The 22,839-nt window shown below is 32.8% G+C and carries 17 protein-coding genes; 14 read left to right on the top strand and 3 right to left on the bottom strand.

Annotation, left to right across the window (positions count from 1 at the left end; all coding sequences use genetic code 11):
• The first annotated feature begins 14 nt into the window (after positions 1 to 14).
• Positions 15 to 755 (top strand): LytR/AlgR family response regulator transcription factor, encoded by a 741-nt coding sequence (locus FGM02_RS05015; protein WP_139957217.1) that lies wholly within the window; start codon positions 15 to 17, stop codon positions 753 to 755.
• Position 756: 1 nt separating this feature from the next.
• Positions 757 to 2,091 carry a sensor histidine kinase gene (locus tag FGM02_RS05010; protein WP_139957216.1) on the top strand — a complete coding sequence of 445 codons (1,335 nt, stop codon included), beginning with the start codon at positions 757 to 759 and terminating at the stop codon, positions 2,089 to 2,091.
• Between the two features lie 182 nt (positions 2,092 to 2,273).
• Here the strand turns inward: FGM02_RS05010 and FGM02_RS05005 are convergent, their stop codons facing one another.
• Positions 2,274 to 2,747, bottom strand: a complete 474-nt coding sequence (locus FGM02_RS05005; RefSeq protein ID WP_139957215.1) for a CYTH domain-containing protein — start codon at positions 2,745 to 2,747, stop codon at positions 2,274 to 2,276.
• Positions 2,748 to 2,890: 143 nt separating this feature from the next.
• Between FGM02_RS05005 and FGM02_RS05000 the strand changes: the two genes are divergently transcribed.
• From FGM02_RS05000 to FGM02_RS04960, 9 genes are all read left to right on the top strand, one after another.
• On the top strand, positions 2,891 to 4,237 hold the full coding sequence (locus FGM02_RS05000; RefSeq protein WP_243739376.1) for an MBOAT family O-acyltransferase: 1,347 nt from the start codon (positions 2,891 to 2,893) through the stop codon (positions 4,235 to 4,237).
• A gap of 4 nt (positions 4,238 to 4,241) precedes the next feature.
• Entirely contained in the window at positions 4,242 to 5,345 is a 1,104-nt protein-coding gene (locus tag FGM02_RS04995; protein ID WP_139957214.1) for an alginate O-acetyltransferase AlgX-related protein, read from the top strand.
• A 162-nt stretch (positions 5,346 to 5,507) separates the two neighbouring features.
• A complete protein-coding gene (gene porZ / locus FGM02_RS04990) occupies positions 5,508 to 7,799 on the top strand; it encodes a type IX secretion system anionic LPS delivery protein PorZ (RefSeq protein ID WP_139957213.1) in 2,292 nt (763 codons plus the stop codon).
• The gene (recO, locus tag FGM02_RS04985) at positions 7,799 to 8,518 is read left to right on the top strand and encodes a DNA repair protein RecO (RefSeq protein WP_139957212.1); all 720 of its coding nucleotides are present in this window, start codon (positions 7,799 to 7,801) and stop codon (positions 8,516 to 8,518) included. The genes porZ and recO overlap by 1 nt, the downstream gene beginning before the upstream one ends.
• Positions 8,518 to 11,007, top strand: coding sequence for a TonB-dependent receptor plug domain-containing protein (locus FGM02_RS04980; protein WP_139957211.1), 2,490 nt, complete (start codon positions 8,518 to 8,520; stop codon positions 11,005 to 11,007). The genes recO and FGM02_RS04980 overlap by 1 nt, the downstream gene beginning before the upstream one ends.
• Before the next feature lie 58 nt (positions 11,008 to 11,065).
• Complete coding sequence (locus FGM02_RS04975; RefSeq protein WP_139957210.1) at positions 11,066 to 11,443, top strand: ribonuclease P protein component; 378 nt, start codon at positions 11,066 to 11,068, stop codon at positions 11,441 to 11,443.
• Between the two features lie 2 nt (positions 11,444 to 11,445).
• The gene (locus tag FGM02_RS04970) at positions 11,446 to 12,021 is read left to right on the top strand and encodes a sugar transferase (RefSeq protein ID WP_139957209.1); all 576 of its coding nucleotides are present in this window, start codon (positions 11,446 to 11,448) and stop codon (positions 12,019 to 12,021) included.
• Between the two features lie 28 nt (positions 12,022 to 12,049).
• Positions 12,050 to 13,324, top strand: a complete 1,275-nt coding sequence (gene purD, locus FGM02_RS04965) for a phosphoribosylamine--glycine ligase (protein WP_139957208.1) — start codon at positions 12,050 to 12,052, stop codon at positions 13,322 to 13,324.
• Between the two features lie 4 nt (positions 13,325 to 13,328).
• Positions 13,329 to 14,393, top strand: coding sequence for a glycosyltransferase (locus tag FGM02_RS04960; RefSeq protein ID WP_139957207.1), 1,065 nt, complete (start codon positions 13,329 to 13,331; stop codon positions 14,391 to 14,393).
• A 6-nt stretch (positions 14,394 to 14,399) separates the two neighbouring features.
• Here the strand turns inward: FGM02_RS04960 and FGM02_RS04955 are convergent, their stop codons facing one another.
• Entirely contained in the window at positions 14,400 to 15,440 is a 1,041-nt protein-coding gene (locus FGM02_RS04955; RefSeq protein WP_139957206.1) for a sensor histidine kinase, read from the bottom strand.
• Entirely contained in the window at positions 15,430 to 16,122 is a 693-nt protein-coding gene (locus FGM02_RS04950) for a response regulator transcription factor (protein ID WP_139957205.1), read from the bottom strand. Before FGM02_RS04950 ends, FGM02_RS04955 begins: the two co-directional genes overlap by 11 nt.
• Before the next feature lie 177 nt (positions 16,123 to 16,299).
• On the opposite strand from FGM02_RS04950, the gene FGM02_RS04945 reads away from it, so the two are divergent.
• The 3 genes from FGM02_RS04945 to FGM02_RS04935 all read left to right on the top strand — a co-directional run bounded on the left by FGM02_RS04945 (position 16,300) and on the right by FGM02_RS04935 (position 22,735).
• Positions 16,300 to 19,071, top strand: coding sequence for a TonB-dependent receptor (locus tag FGM02_RS04945; protein ID WP_139957204.1), 2,772 nt, complete (start codon positions 16,300 to 16,302; stop codon positions 19,069 to 19,071).
• A 199-nt stretch (positions 19,072 to 19,270) separates the two neighbouring features.
• Entirely contained in the window at positions 19,271 to 21,211 is a 1,941-nt protein-coding gene (locus tag FGM02_RS04940) for a hypothetical protein (RefSeq protein WP_139957203.1), read from the top strand.
• A gap of 330 nt (positions 21,212 to 21,541) precedes the next feature.
• Positions 21,542 to 22,735: a porin gene (locus FGM02_RS04935; protein ID WP_139957202.1), complete on the top strand. Its 1,194-nt coding sequence runs from the start codon at positions 21,542 to 21,544 to the stop codon at positions 22,733 to 22,735.
• The last annotated feature ends 104 nt before the right edge of the window (positions 22,736 to 22,839 follow it).

Here is a 22,839-nt window from a genome sequence, read left to right as displayed (position 1 = left end):
TAAAAGAAGAATTCATGTTGAAAATATTATTAGTTGATGACGAAGTTGATGCCTTAGAAGTGTTAGAGTGGAAGTTGAAAAGGTATGTTTCGGATGTTGAAATAGTGTCAAGTTCAAGCCCTAAAAAAGCATTAGATATTGTTAGAGATTTTTGCCCACATGTGGTGTTTTTGGATATTCAAATGCCCGAAATGGATGGTTTTTCTTTTTTAGAAAAAGCAGGTTTTAGAGATTTTTCTGTCATTTTTACTACGGCGCATGACGAGTTTGCTTTAAAAGCAATTAAGGCCAGTGCCGTAGATTATTTGTTGAAGCCGATAGATAAAATTGAACTTATTGAAGCGGTAGAAAAAGTTCGAATAAAATTAGACAAAGAAAATATTGGACATAAGTTAGAAACCGTAATGCAGTCCATTGGAAAAACTTGTGAAAAGATAAATATTACGGCAGATGGAAAAATTTATTTATTAGACAAAGATGATGTGGTAATGTTGCAATCTGATAAAAGCTACACAACCATTTATTTAAAATGTGATAAAACTATTTTGGTTTCTAAAACCTTAAAAGAAGTTGAAAAAAAATTTGAATACAATTCTTTTTTTAGAGTGCATAATTCGTTTTTGGTAAATTTAGACCATGTAAAAGAATACATGAAACGAATGGGAGGTGAGTTGGTACTAACCAATGGGTTGACGGCAAGTGTGAGTAGAAATAAAAAGGCTGAGCTGCTGGAAAGGCTTCAGCTGACAAAATAAAATGTTTAACGACTTCCATGCAGAAGTGTTTTCTTGGATTCGAGGAGCATTACTCGTTTTATTCTTAATTAATTTCACGGTTTTTTTACAAAACAAAAACAAATTGTTTCTGTTTTACAGTTTGTATTTGTTGTGTATCTTCTTATATTTTTTAAAACCAATAGTCCCTTATTTTTTGGTTGATTTTTATACCTATTGTAATTATTCAATTCTTTACCTGTCTTTTGTTTTTTATGTTCAGTTTGCAAGGATTTTAATTTCAACAAAACGAAAACTACCTGCTTGGGATGTTTACTTTGTTTTGGAAATAAAAGTATTACTTGTTTTTGTTGTGTTAATACCCTTGGTTCATTTTCTTTTTGGTGCTCATGTTTACCGCCTGATTGTTTTTGTGTTTTCTGTTTTGATCGCACTGTTTTCAATCATTTCTTATTTTGCGCTGGCCAAGGTCAAAGGGCGAAATGTTGGTTATTTTATTTTTGGTTCGGTAACTTTTTTGCTTTTGGGAAATGTGAGTACGTTTTCTAGAGTGCTTATTGGTAATGAAGAAATGATTGCGCTAGGCATAGAGCCAATGATTTTTACTTATGTAGGTGCTTTGATAGATGCTTTTGTTTTTACCTTTATAATGGGGCGTATTTTTGTTCAAATTGTAGAAAAAAAATCAGTTTTTAAAGTACAGTACCTCTTAAAACAAAAAGAAGCTGCTGAGTTAAAAATGACAGCTTTGCAAAGTCAAATGAATCCACATTTTTTGTTTAATTCTCTTAACTCAATTAACAATTTCGTTTTAAAAAATAATATTGATGAGGCATCAGAATACATCACCTCGTTTTCAAAATTAATTCGACAAATATTAGCCAATTCGGAAAGGTCTGAAATAACTTTGGCTGAAGAATTGGAATTGTTAGAGGTGTATATAGGTTTAGAAAAAGTACGGATTTCTGGAGGCTTTGAGTTTGTTAAAAGTATTGATCCTCAGTTAAATTTAAATTCAATTTCGGTTCCTCCACTTTTTTTGCAGCCCTTTATAGAAAATTCTATTTGGCACGGACTTGTAGACAAAAAAGGTAAGAAACGAATAGAGCTGAAGTTGTTAAAGCAAGGTGCCTATATTCATATGACCATTGAAGATAATGGAATTGGTATCAAAAATTCAAGGAAACAAAAAAAGAAATTATTGACAAAAAAGAAATTTTTTGGAGCGACTGCAACAGAAAAAAGAATCAAATTATTGTATGATAGTAGTGATGTGTTTATTAGTATCAACGACCTTGAAAATAAGGATAAACAAGGGACAATTGTAAAATTAATTTTCCCTTTAAAAACATCTTAGATTTTTTTAGCTGCTATTCTGGGTGTGAATAAAAACCTAAACATAGGTTCATATTTTTTAAATAATTGTTGCAGAATTAAATAAGATGAACTATCTTAGAAAAGAATAAGAAAAAAATGTAAATCTTAGGGGTAGGATTTATTTATATCTTGGGCTCTCTGTTTCAGGGAGTCCAAGTTTTTTTAGGACCAATTTTTAAAAGGTTGCACACTTAGTTGAGAGTTGTAGTATTTAGTTATTCCAGTTACTTCAGCTCCTAACCACTCTGGCTTTTCAAAGTGTTCATCTTCCGAACTTAATTCAATTTCAGCCACAATTAAACCCTCGTTCTCTCCTAGAAATACATCAATTTCATACACATGTTTTTTATGTTTTACCAAATAGCGGATTTTTTGAATAATGGTCTGTTCACAAATTTCTAGCAATTGTTTTCCATCTTCTAATGCAATTTCTTTTTCCCATTCAAAACGTGTGGTACCCGATTTTGAAGTCAAGCCTTTTATGGTTAAATAAGAAGTTTCATCTTTTATTCGGACTCTAACAACTCTGTTTTTGTTGGAATTTAAAAAGCCTTGTTCAATATGATTTTTCTGATAACTTTCCTTAATAAAGGCATTTGTTTTTACTAAAAATTTTCTTTCTATTTCAACATTCATTTATGGAGGCTATTTGTAAATTGAGGCTAAAATAATACTTTTTATAAATACAATGTTAATAGATATATTTGCCAAACAATTTATCAACTATGCTGTTTAGCGATCCTATTTTTCTATTTCTGTTTTTGCCGCTAGCCATTTTAGTGTTTTACTTGGCCCCAAAGAAATTAAAGAATATTGTCCTTTTAGTTTTTAGTTTGGCATTTTATGCTTGGGGAGAAAGAAAAATGGTTGTTTTATTGGTGCTCTCTTCATTAGTTGATTATAGTAGTGGAATTTTCATTTCAAAAGGATACAAGAAATTAGGCTTGTATTTTTCGGTTTTTTTCAATTTAGGAATTTTAATTTATTTTAAATATGCCAATTTTATTATTGAAAATCTAAATGATTTATTTGGAGTTGTGTATTCTTCAGTCGTAATAAATCCATTGAGTATTGTTATGCCTTTGGGAATTAGTTTTTTTACCTTCCAAACAATGTCTTATACTATTGATGTTTATCGTGGTAAAGTTAAGGCATGTACTAATTTCATTGATTTTGTTACCTATGTGTCTTTATTTCCTCAGTTAGTGGCAGGGCCAATTGTTCGGTATGAAGAGATTCAGCATCAGCTAAAGAATAAAGTTTTAAACGTTTCAAGGTTTGCTTATGGTATTGAAAGGTTTGTAAAAGGTCTTTTCAAAAAGTTGTTTATTGCGAATAATTTAGTTGTTATCTCCGATCTTGCTTTTGAGTCGACTTTAGGTTATGGAACCTTGTTTAATTGGCTTGGAATTATTGCATATACGCTGTATGTTTATTTTGATGTTTCAGGTTATGCCGATATGGCTATTGGTTTAGGAAAAATGTTTGGCTTCGATTTTCCAGAGAACTTTAATTACCCATATATTTCTAGTTCTATAAAAGAGTTTTGGAGACGTTGGCATATCACCATGTCTACTTGGTTTAGAGATTATGTTTATATATCTTTAGGAGGAAACAGAAAAAGTAAACAAAGAGTTTTACTGAATTTACTGATTGTTTTTGCCGTAACAGGCTTATGGCATGGAGCGGCTTGGAATTATGTAATTTGGGGGCTTTGGCACGGACTTTTTTTATTGATTGAAAAAGGAGGGTGGCTTAAGAAAATGCCAAGAGTTGCAAAACATGTATACGTATTGGGTGTGGTTATGATTGGTTTGGTCTTTTTTAGAGCCGCTACTATGGAGCATGCATTTATTTATATAAAGCAATTGTTCGTTTACACGCCAATTATGGATCTTGATATTTTAAATTTTTCTTTGAGAATGGAAACCATAGTTGCTTTTGCCTTGTCTATTTTGTTTTCTTTTCCTTTGTATGATAAATTAAAAACCATGATAAAGAGTCAAATAAGTAATGTACTTACCTTGTCTATACTTAGGATTATGGTTTTAATGGTTTTGTTGTTTGTGTGTTATGTGTATATCGCAATAGGAGCTTATAACCCCTTTATTTATTTTAAATTTTAATTCTATGAAAGGGAAAATTGCACTTATATTTTGTTTTATTTTCATGTTATTGGTACCAACAATTTTAATGTTTACGGATGTTGAAAAGAAATACAAGCAGAATGAAAACAGGAAGTTAGTTTCGTTAAAAATGGGCTCCTTAAGAGACGTAAAGCGTTCTATAATTGACCTGAAAAGTTTTTATACAGATAATTTTGGAACCCGATTTTTACTCTATAATTTTTATAATGAATACGTAAGTAATATTTTTAATGAAACGCCTTCGGTACATAAAGTATTATTTGGAAAAGAAGGCTGGCTATTTCTAGGAAATAATTATCATCAAGCCTTTTCTCAGGTAAAAGGAGAAGTTGTGTTTACAAAGGATGAAGTGTATACCATTAAAAATAATCTTGAAGCTGCCGAAAACTGGAGTGTTCAAAATAAGATTCAATTTTATGTGAGTGTTGTTCCAGGTAAGCATAGTATTTATACCGAGTATTTACCCTATAAAATACATAAGCAAAAAACAAAATTGGATCAAATTGTAGAGGCATACCCAAATTTAATTGACTTAAGAAGTACTTTGAAAGCTAAAAAGCAACAACAGTTGTATTTTAAAACAGACACACATTGGAATGAAATAGGTGCGTTTGAAGGGTATTTGAAAATCATGGAGCAAATTAAAGTTAATAATCATAACATGCTGTTATTAACAAAAGAAAGTATTGACACAATTACTTATAACTCCAAAAGAATTGGAGATATAGGAAAAATTTTGAATAAAGAGATGGAAGAAATAGCTCCAAAAATTAGTTTAAAAAATGAATTAGGTCGTAAAGCAGAAAAAAACTTGGAAGTTCCCTTTTATCATCGCTTAGAAAAAAACAATTATGAGTTTAGGTATTTAAATGAAGGAGCATTAAATAATTTAAAAATTGTCGTGTTAAGAGATTCTTATTCCGATTTTTTAATAAATTATTTTAGAGCTACTTTTAGTGAGGTTGTTTTTATTTACAATCATCAATTTGACAAAAAGTTATTGTTGAAGGAAAATCCTGATATTGTTTTGTATGAGATGGGAGAAAGAGTAACCAAACGATTTATGACAATCCACACTATTGAATAGTATTTTAGGGCAAATTCAGCCAAAATAGTTCGCGTAAAAAAGTTTTAGGAGCTCCAAGAACAATAAAAGTGCTATTGGGTTTTAAATAGGTTGGTTAATTGAATAGCTTATAAAATTCTTATCTTTGGGCTTTTGTTTCTAAGTTTAGATAAGAAGTATTTTATGAGAAATAACATCACGATATTTTTATTACTGTTTTTTACATTAATAAACCTTAAAGCCCAAACCAATTTCAGTGAAAAATGGGAAGATTTTTTTTCATATGTAAATGTAAAAGAATTTCATAAAAGCGGTGATATTATTCGAGTAATCGTGGATAATTCAGCTTTTACCTATAATACATCAACAGAGGAAGTTGCTAAACTATCATCAGTAAATGGTTTGTATGGAGGTACAACTTCTGCAATGCACTACAGTGTAAATAATTCTGTTTTTGTTATTGCTTATGAAGATGGAGTGTTTGAACTTTTGTTAAACGACGGAACTGTAAAAAAATATGTTGATATTTCTATATCAAACGTCTCTACATTTAAAAGTATAAATTCAATTTCAGAATTTGATAACAAAATTTATTTATCAATGCAATTCGGAATTGTTGTCTTTGATTTGATAAAGAATGAGTTTGTAGACACATTATTTATTGGAGACAATTCTACAGACGTTTTTATAAACGACTTGTTGGTTGAAGGGGGGTATATTTATGCAGCTTCAGATCAAGGTGTGTATATAGCGGATATTACAACTAATTTAAATGATTTTCAAAATTGGAACTTGAACTTTTCAGGAAACTTCGAGCAATTGGAAGTCTTTAACAATGAAGTACTTGTTTCGATTGGTAATAAAATCAACAAAATTGTTGATAGAACCAGCCTTGAATTAAAACTTACAGCTTCCGAAGATATTGTTCATTTCAATACTGATCAAGTCCATTTAATTGTGGGAACAGAAAATAGTGCAACCATTTTTAACTCTAGTTATAATAGTTTACATAATGTTGATCTTACATCCAGTGATATAAATTCTGTATATGTTGAGGGGGAGATAATTTATTTAGGAACAAAGGAAAAAGGATTGTTATTGACTGATTTTACTGCCTTAGATACGTTTATTGAAATTCACCCTAAGGGACCTAATTCCAATGATATATTTTCGCTAGAAATCAATGATGATCACCTTTGGTTGGTTTATGGCGGCTACGACGATAGTAATTTTAATATTCAAAACAGAAAACTTGGCGTAACACATTTTGACGGAGATAATTGGGTTCATATTCCTTCAACGGCTCGAGATTTAGTAGACATATTGATAGATCCTACAAATTCCAATAGAGTCTATATTGGTTCATTTTGGAATGGCTTGCTTATCGTAGAAGATGATGAAATTGTTGATGTTTTGAATACTGCAAGTGGAGGTTTAACTAGTTTTGCTGGCTCTGGATCGGTTACTTTAGTAACTAGCTCTAAATTTGATAGCGCTGGCGATTTATGGTTGGCAACTCCTTGGGGGAAAAATAATGAACTTTTAAATAGAGTTGTTGACAATAGCGCCGTTCAAAAAATAAATTTTTCAAGTATTTTAGAATCTGGAGCAGGAGAAACCCGAACCTATGATATTGTTGTTGATAAAAATGACAATATTTGGATGGCAACCAAAGGGGAAGGTGTTTTGGTTACAAATGGAAAAGAAGGAGAAGATTTAAAAATAGCTAAAATTGGAGAAACAGAGGCGCAAGGTGCCTTGCCTTCTAAAAGAGTTAATTCGATTGCCGTAGATCAAACAAATAATATTTGGATAGGTACAAATAATGGTTTGGTGAGGTTTACCGAAGGGGACAATGTTTTTACAGAATTCGAAGGACCGGAACCTATAATTATAACTGAAAAAGGGGCAAATGAAAAATTATTAGGAGACTCTAGAATTAATTCTATTTTAGTAGATGGAGCCAACAACAAATGGTTTGGAACAGCTACTGGAGGTGTACTCCAAACAAATTCAACAGGTAGAGAAACATTGGCTTCATTTAATACAAGTAATTCACCATTGCCTTCAAACTTTATTAAGAAAATAAAAATAGACGATTCAACAGGAAAAGTATTTTTCTTAACAGATAAAGGAATGGTCGCTTACAACAGTGAAATTGCTGCTTATGGTGAAGAATTGACCAAAGTTTATGGCTATCCAAACCCAGCTTTGAAACACCATGATAAAGTTTCTATTGTAGGAAAAGATGGCGCTAATATTCCAAATGGAACAAATGTAAAAATTTTGGATGTAAGTGGAAATTTAGTTTTTGAATCAAATACCATTGAAGGACAATCGCAATTTGGTGGTAAAATTGTTTGGGATAAAAAAAATCTGTCAGGTACACCAGTCGCTTCAGGTGTGTATATTGTACTTTTGTTCAATGCCGAAGGGAACCAGACATCAACCACTAAAATAGCCATCATTAATTAATGCAATTAGTCACAAAAGCAATTGTACTAAATAGCTTAAAATATGGCGACTCTAGCCTTATAGTAAAATGCTATACAGAGGAGGCGGGTCTTAACTCGTATATGCTACGAGGTATTCTTAAAAGTAAAAAAGGCAAATTACGTTCTGTGTATTTTCAACCTTTAAGTCAGTTAGAGTTGGTGGTTAGTCATAACGATAAAGGGAACTTAAATTCTATAAAAGAAGTGAAAACATGGTATGTATATGAAAACATATTTGTCGATTTCACAAAGCAATCTATGGTCTATTTTATTGCTGAAATGCTGAGCAATTCAATTCGAGAAGAAGAAGGCAATTCGGAGTTATTTTCATTTTTATCCAATTCTTTAAAATGGCTCGATTTGCATGATAAAGTAGCTAATTTTCATTTACTTTTTTTAGTGTCTTTAACCAAATTTTTAGGCTTTTATCCAGATGATAAAAATAGCCATTATTCTTACTTTAGTCTGGTGGATGGTTGTTTTTCAAACTCAATGCCTTTTGGTAGTTTTGTAGGTGGTGATGATTTAATTATCTTTAAGAAATTGTTAGGCATAAATTTTGATACTATAGAAAGTATTAGCTTAAGTGTTGTTCAACGACAAAAGCTTTTAGAGGTTTTAATTGAATATTTTGAATTGCACCTATCCGGTTTTAAAAAGCCAAAATCACAATATATATTGAAGGAATTGTTTAGTTAATGGAGAAATATCTGATTTTTTTTATGCTGGTTTGTGCCTCGTTAAGCGCACAAAAATTGACTGTGCTTGGAAGCGATTCAGGACTGCCTATAAAAGGGGTTTCTGTTTCTAACAAGGACAAGTCTCTAGTGGTGTATACCGATATAAATGGTCAAGTTGATCTTTCAGCTTTTGATCGTGAAGAATTCGTTTTCTTTTATCACTATTTATACATCAAAGAAAAGGAGCAAGTCCTAAGTTTTTATAAAACGGATTTTAAGTTTGTTTTAGAAAAAATCACAGAAAGATTAGAGGAAGTAGTGCTCTCTGTTTCAAGAGTCAAAGAAAATAACAATCGTATTGCGGAACAAACAGTTGTCCTTACTTCTAAAGATATTAAGAGAATATCACCCCAAACTACTGCAGATTTATTAGCGAAAAGCCCTGGGATTAAAATTCAAAAAACGCAATTCGGTGGGGGTAGCCCGGTGTTGAGAGGATTAGAGTCTAACAGAGTTTTGTTAGTTGTTGATGGGGTTCGAATGAACAATGCCATTTATAGAAAAGGACACCTTCAAAATGCAATTACAGTTTCGCCATCTATTTTAGATAGGGTAGAGGTTGTTTTTGGTCCGTCATCCGTTATTTATGGTTCTGATGCCTTAGGTGGTGTGATTCATTATTACACCAAAAAATTAAAAACATCTGAATATAAGGAATCAAATTCTTCTATTTTTTCTAGAGTAAGCTCTGTTAATAACGAAATAACAACACAGTTTGATACGGAAATGAGCTTTAGCAAATGGGCTTTTTACACCAACCTTTCTTATAGTAAGTTTGGCGATTTAAAAATGGGAAAAAATCGTTCTCATGGTTATGACGATTGGGGGAAAGTTTTTAATTATTCTAACAATACTCCAACTTATAACAACAATGAGTCTCTTGTAAATTCAGATCCAAACCTTCAGAAAAATACAGGCTATTCTCAATTTGATTTTCTGCAAAAAGTATACCTGCCAGTCTCAAATGATACCGAGTTGATGTTTAATTTTCAATATTCAGAATCTTCAAATATTCCTAGGTTTGATCGTTTAACAGAACGTTCGGGTGGTGACTTGAAGTTTGCAGAATGGTATTATGGACCACAAACAAGAATGCTTTTTTCAACACAATTAGAATTTGAAGAAATTAGTCGTTGGATAGATAAAGGTACTGTAACACTCGCCTTTCAAGATATTGATGAATCAAGAGTGAATCGAAAATTAGGTTCTCTAGATCGGACTTCCCGCTTTGAAAATGTAAATGTATTTAGCATCAATGCCGATTTTTCTGTCGCTTTAACAGAAAAGAAAAATAAAACACTTTCGTATGGTTTTGAAGTTGTTTACAACAAAGTCAATTCTACTTCTAAAGGAGAGCAATTAAGTGTCAATACAGAAACAAATAGCATTACCGGAGTAGCAGATTATTTTGATGTTCTAACTAGGTATCCTGATGGCGGAAGTGATTATTTTACCCAAGCTATGTACGTGGGCTACCGACAAGATTTGGACGAAAAACATACTTTAAACACGGGACTTCGTTTTACAAATACCCAATTAAATGCTTTTTGGGGTGTAAGTCCTGAAACAGATGTTACTTTGCCAGATGTCAATTTGGCCTTAAAAAATTCCGCAGTTACCGCTACAATAGGTCATATTTATAAACCTAAAAAAGCCACTAAAATAAGCATGGTACTTTCTTCAGGTTTTAGATCGCCTAATATTGATGATATTGGAAAAATTAGAGAAAAAAGCGGGGCAGTTACTGTTCCAAATGTAAATTTAAAACCGGAATATGCCTATAATTCTGAATTTGGAATCAAACAATATTTTAACCACCGCTTGTTTAGCGTAGGTTTTAATGTGTACTACACGCTACTTTACAATTATATAATTAGAGCACCCTTTGATATCGATCAACAAAAAGAAGGAGCAACAACAATTACTTTTGAAGGCGAAGAGGTAAGTGTTTTTGCCAATGTGAATAGAGGGAATGCTTTTGTAAAAGGAGGAACCTTTAGTTTTCATGGTGAAATTAATGAACACTGGGAAACAAGCGGTGATTTAACTTTTACAAAAGGAAAAACCTATGACTCTCATGAACCTTTATCATCTATTCCTCCGCTATTTGGTAGTTTGTCTTTTGTTTATAAAGTGAATAAATTAAGAACCGGATTGAATTATATTTTCAATGCAACAAAAAATATTGAGGATTACAATTTAAGTGAAGGAATTGATAATGTTGAACAAACTCCTGTAATTGATGAATCAGCAAGTACGGATGATGAAAAATATGCGGGTACCCCGCGTTGGCAGACTTTAAATTATTCTTTGTACTATGAATTGAATAGAAACATAGACCTTCAAATAAAAGTCGACAATATCTTCGACGAACATTATAAAGAATTTGCTTCAGGAATAAGTGCTCCTGGAAGAAATTTCACCGCTTCAATGAAATATATTTTTTAGATAAACGTTGTTGCATAAGTAAAACAGAAATCCAACTATTATTTTTACTTTTGCAGCAATGAAGTTTACCTACGGAAAGCAAGAAAAGCTAAAGAGTAAAAAAAGTATCGAAGAAATATTTGAACAAGGAGAAGCCGTTTCTTCTTATCCTTTTCGTTTGATATTTGTAAAAAAAGAAATAAGCGAAAATCCAAAGATTTTAGCGGGTGTTTCTGTGCCTAAAAGAAAGGTAAACAAAGCCGTTTATAGAAGTAAAATTAAACGCTTGATGAGAGAGTCTTATCGGCTGAATAAATATTTGTTTTTAGACGGTATCACTGCAAATTACAATATGATGCTTGTATATGTAGCAAAAGAAGCACAAGAAATGGAGATTTTAAATGTAAAAATGCAGAAACTTGCCCAAAAATTTCAGGCTAAAATTGCGAATGAATAAAGATGATAAAGAGGTTATTTGATATTGTTTTTTCTTTACTAGTCATGCTATTAATTTTGGTGTGGGTAACGCCCTTTATTGCATTGATTATTTTTCTTACAACTGGAGAGAAACCGTTTTACAGGCAAGAACGTGTAGGTAAAAATGGACGTCTGTTCATGATTTATAAATTTAGAAGCATGAAAGGCGTGGCTCCGGTCAATGATCCTTTGCTGTCGAATGAAGAAACCCTAAGAATTACCAAGTTCGGAAAATTTTTAAGAAAATATAGAATTGACGAATTTCCACAATTTTTCAATGTGTTAAAAGGAGAAATGAGTGTTGTAGGTCCACGACCGGAACGTCAATATTTTTTAGATTTGATCATCGGACATATTCCAAGGTATAAAGAATTACAGGTGTTAAGACCCGGAATTACATCGCTAGGGCAAATAAGGTATGGCTATGCCGATACCCTAGAGCAAATGAAATTACGCGCTAGATATGATTTAGTTTATATAGATAACTTATCTTTGTGGACGGATATAAAAATTATCCTTTATACAGTTATTGTCGTTGTAAAAGGAAAAGGAAAATAAACCCCATTAGGGAAACAAATTAAATACCATGAATATTCTTATTTTAGGCTCTGGAGGTAGAGAGCATGCATTTGCATTAAAATTGTCTCAAAGTGATAAATTGACAAAATTATTTATTGCACCAGGAAATGCTGGAACTTCAGAAATTGCAACAAACTTAGCGATTGATCCTGTAGATTTTGCAGCGGTAAAAGCAGCGGTTCTTGAAAACAATATTACAATGGTAATAGTAGGACCTGAAGCACCTTTAGTTGCTGGAGTACACGATTTCTTTTTGCAAGATGCCGAATTAAAAAATATTCCTGTTGTAGGTCCTAAAAAGGATGGAGCAGAATTAGAAGGAAGTAAAGAGTTTTCTAAAAAATTTATGAAAAGCCATGGCGTGCCAACAGCTGCTTATGATGCTTTTACCGTAGAAACCTTAGCAGAAGGAAAAGCTTTTTTAGAAACCTTAAAAGCGCCCTATGTTTTAAAAGCAGATGGATTAGCTGCTGGTAAAGGTGTGTTAATTTTAGAATCACTAGAAGAAGCAAAAGCGGAACTAGAAGATATGCTTTCTAACAAAAAATTCGGAGAAGCTTCATCAAAAGTTGTGATTGAAGAATTTTTAGATGGTATTGAATTGTCTGTTTTTGTATTAACAGATGGTAAAAATTACAAAGTATTGCCTTCGGCGAAAGATTATAAAAGAATTGGAGAAGGAGACAAAGGATTAAATACAGGGGGAATGGGAGCTATTTCTCCAGTACCATTTGCTGATGAAGATTTCTTAGCCAAAGTAGAAGAAAGAGTGGTAATTCCTACTGTAGAAGGATTGCAAAAAGATGGTATTGATTACCGTGGATTTATCTTTATTGGTTTAATGAATATTGATGGAAATCCATTTGTAATTGAATACAATGTACGAATGGGAGATCCTGAAACGGAGGTTGTAATTCCTAGAATTAAGTCTGATTTGTTAGATTTATTTGAAGGCGTTGCAAACCAAACACTGAATGAAAAATCATTTGAGTTAACAGAGCAAACCGCGACTACCGTTATGGTTGTTGCAGGTGGTTATCCTGAGGCTTATGAAAAGGGAAAAGTAATAACAGGTTTAGAAAATGTAGAAGGTTCTACTGTATTTCATGCAGGAACTACGCATAAAGATGGAAATGTTGTTACCAATGGAGGTAGAGTAATGGCTTTTACTTCTCTTGGCGATAATATGGAGGAAGCCTTAAAAAAATCCTATGCCAATATTGCCAAAGTAAAGTTTGAGGACATGAACTTTAGAACAGATATCGGATTTGATTTGAGATAATTTTATGAGGGAAACCGTAAGAAATAAAGTTCTGGTAGCTCCTTTAAATTGGGGTTTGGGACATGTTTCTAGATGTATTCCCATCGTGAAATTTTTAATAGCGAATAATTTAGAACCAGTGATTGCTAGTGATGGCGATGCACTGGTTTTTTTTAGGAAAGAATTTCCAACACTAGACTATATAGAATTGCCTTCTTATGGAATTGTATATGCTAAAAAAGCCTACGCCTTAAAATTTAAATTACTATTTTCTTTTTTTTTCATCAGAAAAGCAGTGGCAAAAGAAAGAAAATTTATTGAAGCAAATATAAATCCTTCTGAGTTTGTAGGAATTATTTCTGACAACCGATTTGGTGTTTGTCATTCAAAAATTCCAAGCGTTTATATAACACATCAATTGTCCGTATTGTCTGGGCTAACTACAAAGATAACGTCCTTTGTTCATCAAAGAATAATTGCTCAGTTTGATGAATGTTGGGTTCCTGATACTTCTGGGAAAATGAATTTAGGGGGGCGGCTTTCTCAAAGCTCTAAAGATGTAAAAATTTCTGTTAAATACATTGGCCCACTTTCAAGATTGAATAAACTTGAGGTTCCTATTGCTTATGACTTATTGGTGCTGCTTTCTGGGCCAGAGCCACAACGTACTTTATTAGAAAACAAATTGCTTTCAGAATTAGAACGTTTTGAAGGAAAAATAGCCTTTGTTCGTGGAGTGGTTTCTTCAGGAAATAAAATAAATGCTCCGAAGAATATGAAAGTTTATAACTTCTTATTGTCAGAAAATCTAGAAAAATTGATGCATCAAAGTGAATTGGTAATTTGCAGGTCTGGTTATAGTTCTATTATGGATTTGCAAAAATTAGAAAAGAAGGCCTTTTTTATTCCAACCCCAGGACAAACAGAGCAAGTGTATTTGGCAAAAAGAATGCAGGAGCTACAAATAGCCGATTATTGTTGTCAAAAGGAATTTACTCTAGCTTGTTTAGCCAGAGTAAACTCATTTTTAGGTTTTTCTAATAGGACTTGTTCAATTCTTGAAAAGGACTTGTTACAGCTCTTTACATAAGGCTTTTTAAGAAGCTCTTTTTAAGGTAAAAGAAAAGACAGAACCTTTTCCATACTCGCTTTCTAAAGAGATGGTTTGTTTGTGTGCCTCAATAATATGTTTTACGATGGCAAGTCCCAAACCAGAACCTCCCTGGTCTCTTGATCTACTTTTGTCCACTCTGTAAAAGCGCTCAAAAATACGTCCGATATTTTCTTTTTTAATTCCTTCTCCGTTATCGGTAACTTTTATGGTGACTTTATTTTTCTCTAAAGATTCGATACTCACCATGATGGTGCCACCCAATTTTCCGTATTTAATAGAATTTACAATTAAATTGATAAGCACCTGTTCTATTTTGGCAGGATCTCCCATCACAAATTCAGGAAATTCATAAAGTTTGTCAAAACGCAAGGTCATGTTTTTCTTTTTGACTTTCATTTCAAAAAGGTCGAAAACGTTTTGTACTACTTCTAGGATATTAAAGGGTTCTATTTTTATATTTAAATCATTGGTTTCTAATTTAGAAATCATGTCTAAATCTTTGACAATAGAAGTCAGTCTTTCTACTCCAATATTTGCTCTTTCTAAGTAGCGATCTCTAATTGCTTTGTCTTCTGCCGCACCTTCAATTAAAGTTAACAAGTAACCTTGCACGGTAAACAAAGGGGTTTTTAATTCGTGAGAAACATTGCCAAGAAATTCACGCCTATAGTTTTCGCGCTCATTTAACGATTCAATTTCTAATTGCTTGTCTTCCGCAAATTTTTGGACTTCTTTTGATATGGCATCAATATCCGTCGTCATTAAATTTTTGTCAAGATTATTGACATCTAGCAAAGAAATGTCTTCATATATTTTTCGAACCCTGTTGTAAATAAAGCTTTTAACTTGTAATTGCAGCAGTATAAAAAATAAGATAAATGTTGCCAAACACACTTCAACTCCTGTTTCAATATCTACAATATTGTATTTAAAATACAAAAGAGACAAAAAACCACCTGACACAAATAAACTAAATATAAGTGAGGTGGTGAAAGCAAAAACATAGGTTTTTTTAATTCTCATTGATGACGAATTTGTACCCAACTCCTTTTACGGTTTTAAAATTATCATCTCCAAATTTTTCACGTAGTTTTCGAATATGAACGTCAATAGTTCTTCCTCCAACGACAACTTCATTTCCCCAAACTCTGTCTAAAATAACTTCTCTTTTAAAAACTTTATCAGGTTTAGAAGCTAAAAGTGAAAACAGTTCAAACTCTTTACGAGGCAAAACAATTTTCTCTCCATCCTTAACAATAAGATACGCTTCTCTATCAATTACAATATTCCCTAAAGTCGTAGTGTCTGAAGATTCATCGTCTTTTTTTATTCTTCTTAATAAAGATTTTACCTTGCTAACAAGGATTTTTGGTTTTACAGGCTTGGTAATATAATCATCGGCTCCTGCATCAAATCCAGCTACTTGTGAGTAGTCTTCTCCTCTGGCAGTTAAAAAAGCGATAACGGTATTTTCAAGACCTTCGGTGTTTCTTATTTTTTCACAAGCCTCAATACCATCCATTTCGGGCATCATAATGTCTAGTAAAATAAGATGAGGTTTATGTTTCGCTGCTTTTTCAATGGCTTTAATTCCGTTATTAGCAGTGTAAATCGTATAACCTTCGTTTTTCAGATTGTAACCAACAATTTCTAAAATGTCTGGTTCATCGTCTACTAATAGAATTTTAATTTCGTGTTTTTCCATGGTATTTCTAACCTTTTGAGCAAAAATAGAGATAATTAGTTGGCAAACTCATCACTTAACAATCATTTAACCTAAAGAGGTTTTCTTAACATTAAATTCATGTAACATTAATCTAAGCGTAAACAAATCCTCACGATATCTATAGACTTTTGCAGCTTAAAATAAGATATAAATATAATGAGAAAATTATTAATTGTTTTAGTATTTGCTGTAGTAAATTTTGTTTCTGCACAAGAGAGAGGAACAGTACAAGGTTTGGTTACAGATAAAGAAATGAATAACGAATCTCTTCCCTTTGCAAATGTATTTGTAAAAGGAACCACTATTGGTGTTACGACTGATTTTGATGGAAATTATACATTGAATTTAGAAGAAGGTAGTTGGGTGGTTGTTTTTAGTTTTGTAGGTTATCAAACGGTTGAAGTTCCGGTTGAAGTTGTTGCTGGGCAAAATATAACGGTAAATCAAGCTTTGGGTGCCGATGAAGGTGTAGGTTTGGATGAAGTAGTTGTCAAAGCAACGGTGTCTAGGGTAACGGAAAAGGCTTTGTTAGGGCAGCAAAAAAACGCAGTTGTTATAAAAGAAAGTATTGGTGCACAGCGTTTGGCTAAAGTAGGAGTTTCTAATGCAGCAGGTGCCACAACAAAAATTGCTGGGGTGACAAAAAGTGAAAGTTCATCAGCAGTATTTATTCGTGGTTTAGGAGATAGATACCTGTCAACAACTATGAATGGACTTCCAATTCCTTCGGATGACGTTGCGAATAAGAATATTAATCTGAACTTGTTTTCAACAAATATTATTCAAAATGTTGGAATTAGTAAAACCTATAGTACTTCAAATTATGCCGATCAAGCTTCAGGTAATGTGGATATTTCTTCAAAAGAATATTCTAAAGATAAAATTACTGCAGGTTTAAGTACTGGTTTTAATACCAATGTGGTAAAAGTGTCTGATAAATTTAGAGTAAGTCAGAGTTATGCAGATGTAACTTTAGGATTTCACTCAAAAACGCAAAGTTTAAAAGAAGCCATTACAGGACAGTCATGGAATCCAGGAACAATCAATGCTTTTGCAAATTATGGTGTTTCATTAACAGGAGGAAAGAAATTTGAGCTTTTTGAAAAAGACTTAAAAGTTTTTGCAACTTTATCACACTCTAAATCTTTTGAGCATAGAAAAGGATTGTTTAAAAGTTTTAGATCAAATATTGAAAATAATTCTTTTACTGATGTTGAAAGATACGGTGTAAATATTAATACAACAGGTTTGTTGAATGCAAGCTACCGCTTGAATGATAATGCTAAAATTAAATACAACTCGTTGTTTGTAAATAAAACTTCAGATAATTTGTACGAAGCAGGTAGGAATGGTGAAGGTTATGTTTTTGATCAAGATCCATCAGAATACGGTGCCTTTGTTCGCGATCAAAATGTAAAGCAAACCATGATGTGGGTCAACCAGTTAATGGGTGATTACAATTTAACAGAGACGAATAAATTGAAATGGGCAGCCGGAGTTAATTTTGTTTTGTCTGAAGAACCAAATAGAATTAGAAATGAGGTAAACATGGAAACAACCAGTATGCCTGATGATGTTACACCAATCGATTTTAAAGACGGGAACACAGTTCAGTTTGCGCATGTTGGAGATTTTCAACAACGTAAATCAGGACAAAAAGTAGAGGATTTTGAATACAACGGTTATGTTGAAGATCAAATTACTTTTTCTAAATTAGATGAAGACGGAGCATTTAAATTACGTGGAGGTTTAAATTTTCGTCACAAAGAAAGAACATTTAGCTCTTTATTTGTTGGGGTAAAAGCAAAAGATTTTCAAGTTGCTTCTATAGATGATTTGTCTAGTGCTTTTACACAATACAATTTTAACAACGGAAATTTAATTTTAAGAAATAGAGTGCCAGATATTTACATTGCCAATTTAGATGTATTGGGGGCATATACTAATTTCGATTTTGCTTTTGGAGCTTTTTCAGGAAATGTAGGTGTTCGATATGAGATGGATAAAATAAATGTTGAATGGGATGTTGCCAACTATGTAGGAAGAACAGGGGCAATTGAAAATACTTACAACAATATTTTGCCAAGTGTTAATGTAAAATATGCCTTGAATGAAACCAACTTTTTACGTTTAGCGGCTAGTTTAACAACAACTTTGCCTGAGTTTAAAGAATTAGCACCTTTTGAATATGTTTCTCCAACTGGTCGTGTAACAAAAGGAAATCCAGATTTGCAAAAATCAGATAACTTTAATTTAGATTTGAAATGGGAAATGTTTCCAGAGTCTGGTGATTTAGTTTCGTTCACCACTTTTTACAAACAAATAAAAAATCCTATAAATTTAGCCCAGGCAAGAGGATCATCAGGGAACTTTACCTATGCAAATACAGGTGAAAAAGCTGATATTTTTGGATTGGAATTTGAAGGTAGAGTAGATTTGGTAGATACAGATTCTAACAAATTGAATGTAAATTTCAATGCGACGAAAATGTGGTTTAAACAAGATTTGTTAAGCGATTATCAGTACAAAGGAAAAACAGAAAGTGATTTACAAGGGGCATCGGATTTTATTTTGAATACGGCTATAAGTTTCAATACAAAAGAAGAAAATGAATTTAATGCAACAGCAGCTGTTAACTATTCTTCAGATAAAGTGGCCTTTTTAGGAGCTCCGGAAGATCAGGCGAATAGTTTGACACAGTACAATGATGAAATTATTGAAAATGGATTTTGGACATTGGATATGGTCGTAAGTAAAGAGCTTTCTGAAAAGTTAGTTTTAAAACTGTCGGGTAAAAATTTATTGAACCCAGCCATTGAACAATCTCAAAAAGTACAACCTTTAAGTACAGGAATTGAAACAACGGAAACCGTAAGTTCTTATAAAAAAGGAAGTCAGATTTCTTTGAGTTTGAACTATACCTTCTAAGGATTTTATAAAACATAAGAAGCCCCAAACCGAAAGGTTTGGGGCTTTTTTATTCGTAACATTTAGCTAACATATCGCACATTTTCCTTGTGTTTTATAACATACACTTAACCTTAAGGTAAGTTTACTTTTCCTTTTGTGTTTCATATTTGCATCATAATTAAGAAACACAAAAAACAAAAATTAAATAAGTTAAAAGATGAAAAAAATAGTTTTAAAATCAGTGGCAGCTTTTTCAATGTTGGCATCGTTAGTTTTAGGAAGTTGTACTTCTGATCCGTTAACATCTGGAACAGAAGGAGGAGATATTGAAGATGGATTTTTAAATGGTTTGCTAGAAGAAAGCTATACCTTAGATTCTAGAGTAAATTATAAATTAACAGGTTCATTTATTGTACCAGAAGGATTGAAGTTAACAATTCCTGCAGGAACGCAAATTACAGCAGATGCAAGTGGTGCAGATGTTTATTTAGCGGTATTAAAAGGGGGTGAAATTGATATTCAAGGTTCTGTTGCAAATCCTGTAATTATGTCTTCTGCAAATGGAGAGGCAGGTGACTGGGGAGGTTTAACACTTTGTGGAGAAGCAACGACATCTGCTGGAATCAATGCAGAAGCGGAAGTAGGTGGTTTTAAATACGGAGGATCTAATGATACGGATAGTTCAGGTTCTATTAAAAACTTGGTAATTGTTGGAACGGGAGCTCAAATTAATACAGAATCTCAATACAATGGTATTTCTTTTTACGCTGTTGGTTCTGGAACTGAAGTAGAAAATATCGCTGTAATTAATGGAGCTGATGATGGTGTTGAATTTTTTGGAGGATCTGTTTCTGCTAAAAATGTTTACTTAGAAAACAATGAAGACGATGCTATCGACTGGACTGAAGGTTGGAATGGTACTGTTGAAAATGCCTATGTAAAACATACAAAAGCTGGTTTTTCTACGGTAGTTGAAGGAGATAAAGTAAATAACAATCCTAAAATAATCAACTTAACTGCTGTGTCTACAGTAGGAGGAACTGCTTTACAATTCAAAAAAGAATCTGGAGCTACCATCACTGGTCTGTCTTTGGCAGGTTATGATAAAAATATTGATATGAAAGATGCTGGAGCTTTGTCTAACGTACAAATTGAAGGTGTAGATGCGGATGATACTGCTTCTTATGCTGCTGCTCCAACTGTAGATCCTACAACTTGGTCTTGGATTGATGCAGAATTAACTTCTGAAGTATTGTTAACAGGAAATGTAACTGCTGATGTTACTTTAGATGCTTCTAAATCTTACTTATTAACATCTTCTTATATTGTTAAGTCTGGTGCTAAATTAACAATTCCTGCAGGAACTAAAATTACTGCAGTAGCGGGTGGTGCAGATGTGTATATCGCAATTTTACAAGGAGCTCAAATTGATGTTCAAGGAACAACTTCTGAGCCAGTTGTTATGTCTTCTGTTGCCGCTAACGGTGGAGACTGGGGAGGTTTGACAATTTGTGGATATGCTACAACAAGTGCAGGAGTCGGTGCTGAGGCTGAAGTAGGTGGATTTATCTACGGTGGTTCTAACGATACAGATAACTCAGGTTCTATTAAGAATTTAGTACTTAGAGGAACGGGAGCTCAAATTAATACAGAGTCTCAATACAACGGAATTTCTTTTTACGCAGTAGGTTCTGCCACTAAAGTAGAAAACATTGCAGTAATTAACGGAGCGGATGATGGTGTAGAATTCTTTGGAGGAACGGTTTCTGTAAAAAATATTTACTTAGAAAACAACGAAGATGATTCTATCGACTGGACTGAAGGATGGAATGGTACTGTTGAAAACTCTTATATTTCTCACACTGTTTCTGGTTTCTCTACAGCTTTAGAAGGAGATAAAGCAAATAACAATCCTAAGTTTATCAACTTAACAGCTGTGTCTACTGTTGATGGAACTGCTTTGCAATTCAAAAAAGAATCTGGAGCAACTATTACAGGTTTGTCTTTGTCAGGATATGCTAAAAACATTGATATGAAAGATAATGGTGCTTTGTCTAATGTTCAAATTGATGGAGCTGATGCTGATACTTCAGCTGCTTATGATGCTGCTGCAACAGTTGATGTTTCAGGATGGTCTTGGAAATCTGCTGAGCTTTAAGAACTCTAAAGATTACAATTTTAAAAACTGCCTGGTCGTTGACTGGGCAGTTTTTTTTGCTTTGGAAAGTTTAATGTAAACGGGAACTTAATAATTCCTTAATGTTAGCGTTACACTGAAGTAACTAAAGCTTTGCATATTTGTGTGTGTTTATAAAACACTGGGATTTTCATGTAGTTTATTAGTTTTTGTCGACTTTATTAACATGATTTTCATAGGGTTGCTTGTTTCAAGCAACCCTTTTTTTGTCTTTCTAATAACCTTGAGTTAACATTAGGGTAACATTAGGGTTGGTTCTTTGCAGCGACAAAAATTAATAATACTATCATCATGAAAAAACTAGTTATAGTTGTACTATTCCTATGTGCAGCTTTTGCGTCTGCTCAAACAGTAGAAAATTCAATTCAAAAAAGAAAATTCGGAGAAGGAATTTTAAATTACACAGGAGCTGACGATTCATGGGCTATAAAAATGGGGGCAAGAATGCAACTGTTAAGTACTTTTAGCTTAGATGAAAATAAAAGTCTTAAAGACTTTGAATCTAGCGCTTTATTGAGAAGGTTTCGTTTAAAATTTGATGGATTTGCTTATTCACCTAAATTAAAATATAAATTAGAATTAGGACTTTCTAATAACGATTTAAGTGGTTCTAGTTCTGCAACCAAAGGTTCAGATCGTTTGGTTTTAGATGCGGTTGTGATGTGGAATTTTTCAGGGAATTTTGAATTATGGTACGGGCAAACCAAATTACCAGGAAATATTGAACGTGTCATTTCTTCAGCAAATTTACAATTAGTAGACCGCTCTAGGTTGAATAAAGAATTTACCATTGATCGTGAGTTTGGTTTTCAGTTAAGACATCATTTTAACTTAACAGATAAATTTGTGGTTCGTGAAAAATTTGCTATTTCTCAAGGAGAAGCAAGAAATGTAACGATTGATAACAATGGAGGGCACCAGTATACCGGAAGATTAGAATTGTTGCCTTTCGGTTTGTTTGAAAGCAAAGGTGATTATAGTGGAGGTGATTTGAAAAGAGAAAAAACACCAAAATTAATGCTAAGCGCAGGGTATAACTTTATTGATGATGCTGTTAGAGAAAAAGGAAACCAAGGAAGTTATTTTTTAGGTTTAGATGCTGATGATGATGCTGATGTTTTGCAAACAATAGCGACAGATGTAAATACCTTGTTTGTGGATGCCATGTTTAAATACAAAGGTTTTTCTTTTATGGGTGAATATGCTGATAGAAATGCAAAAGATGAAACCAATGTTAGAGTAGGTAGCGGTTTGAACTTGTCGGCGGGATATCTTATGAAATCTAATTGGGAAATTGCAGGGAGGTATACAAATATTTCCTTATTAGGGCCTGCTAAAACAGAAGATAGAAATGAATATACGCTTGGTGTTTCTAGATATATTGCAGGTCATAAGTTAAAAGTTCAGTCAGACTTGAGTTATATCAATGTCGTTGGAGAAGCAAATACAGTGGGTGTTAGATTTCAAGTAGAGATACATTTATAAATGGTAATGTTTTCGTAACATTGCAAGGCGCGATTATAATGATATTTGCAGGCTCTTAAATTGGAGTGTTTGTAAAACTTTAAAACAGAAATTTAAATTTTAAT

Source organism: Flavicella sediminum (genome assembly GCF_006381105.1).
GTDB lineage: Bacteria > Bacteroidota > Bacteroidia > Flavobacteriales > Flavobacteriaceae > Flavicella > Flavicella sediminum.
This window is presented reverse-complemented; position numbering and strand designations above follow the sequence as displayed.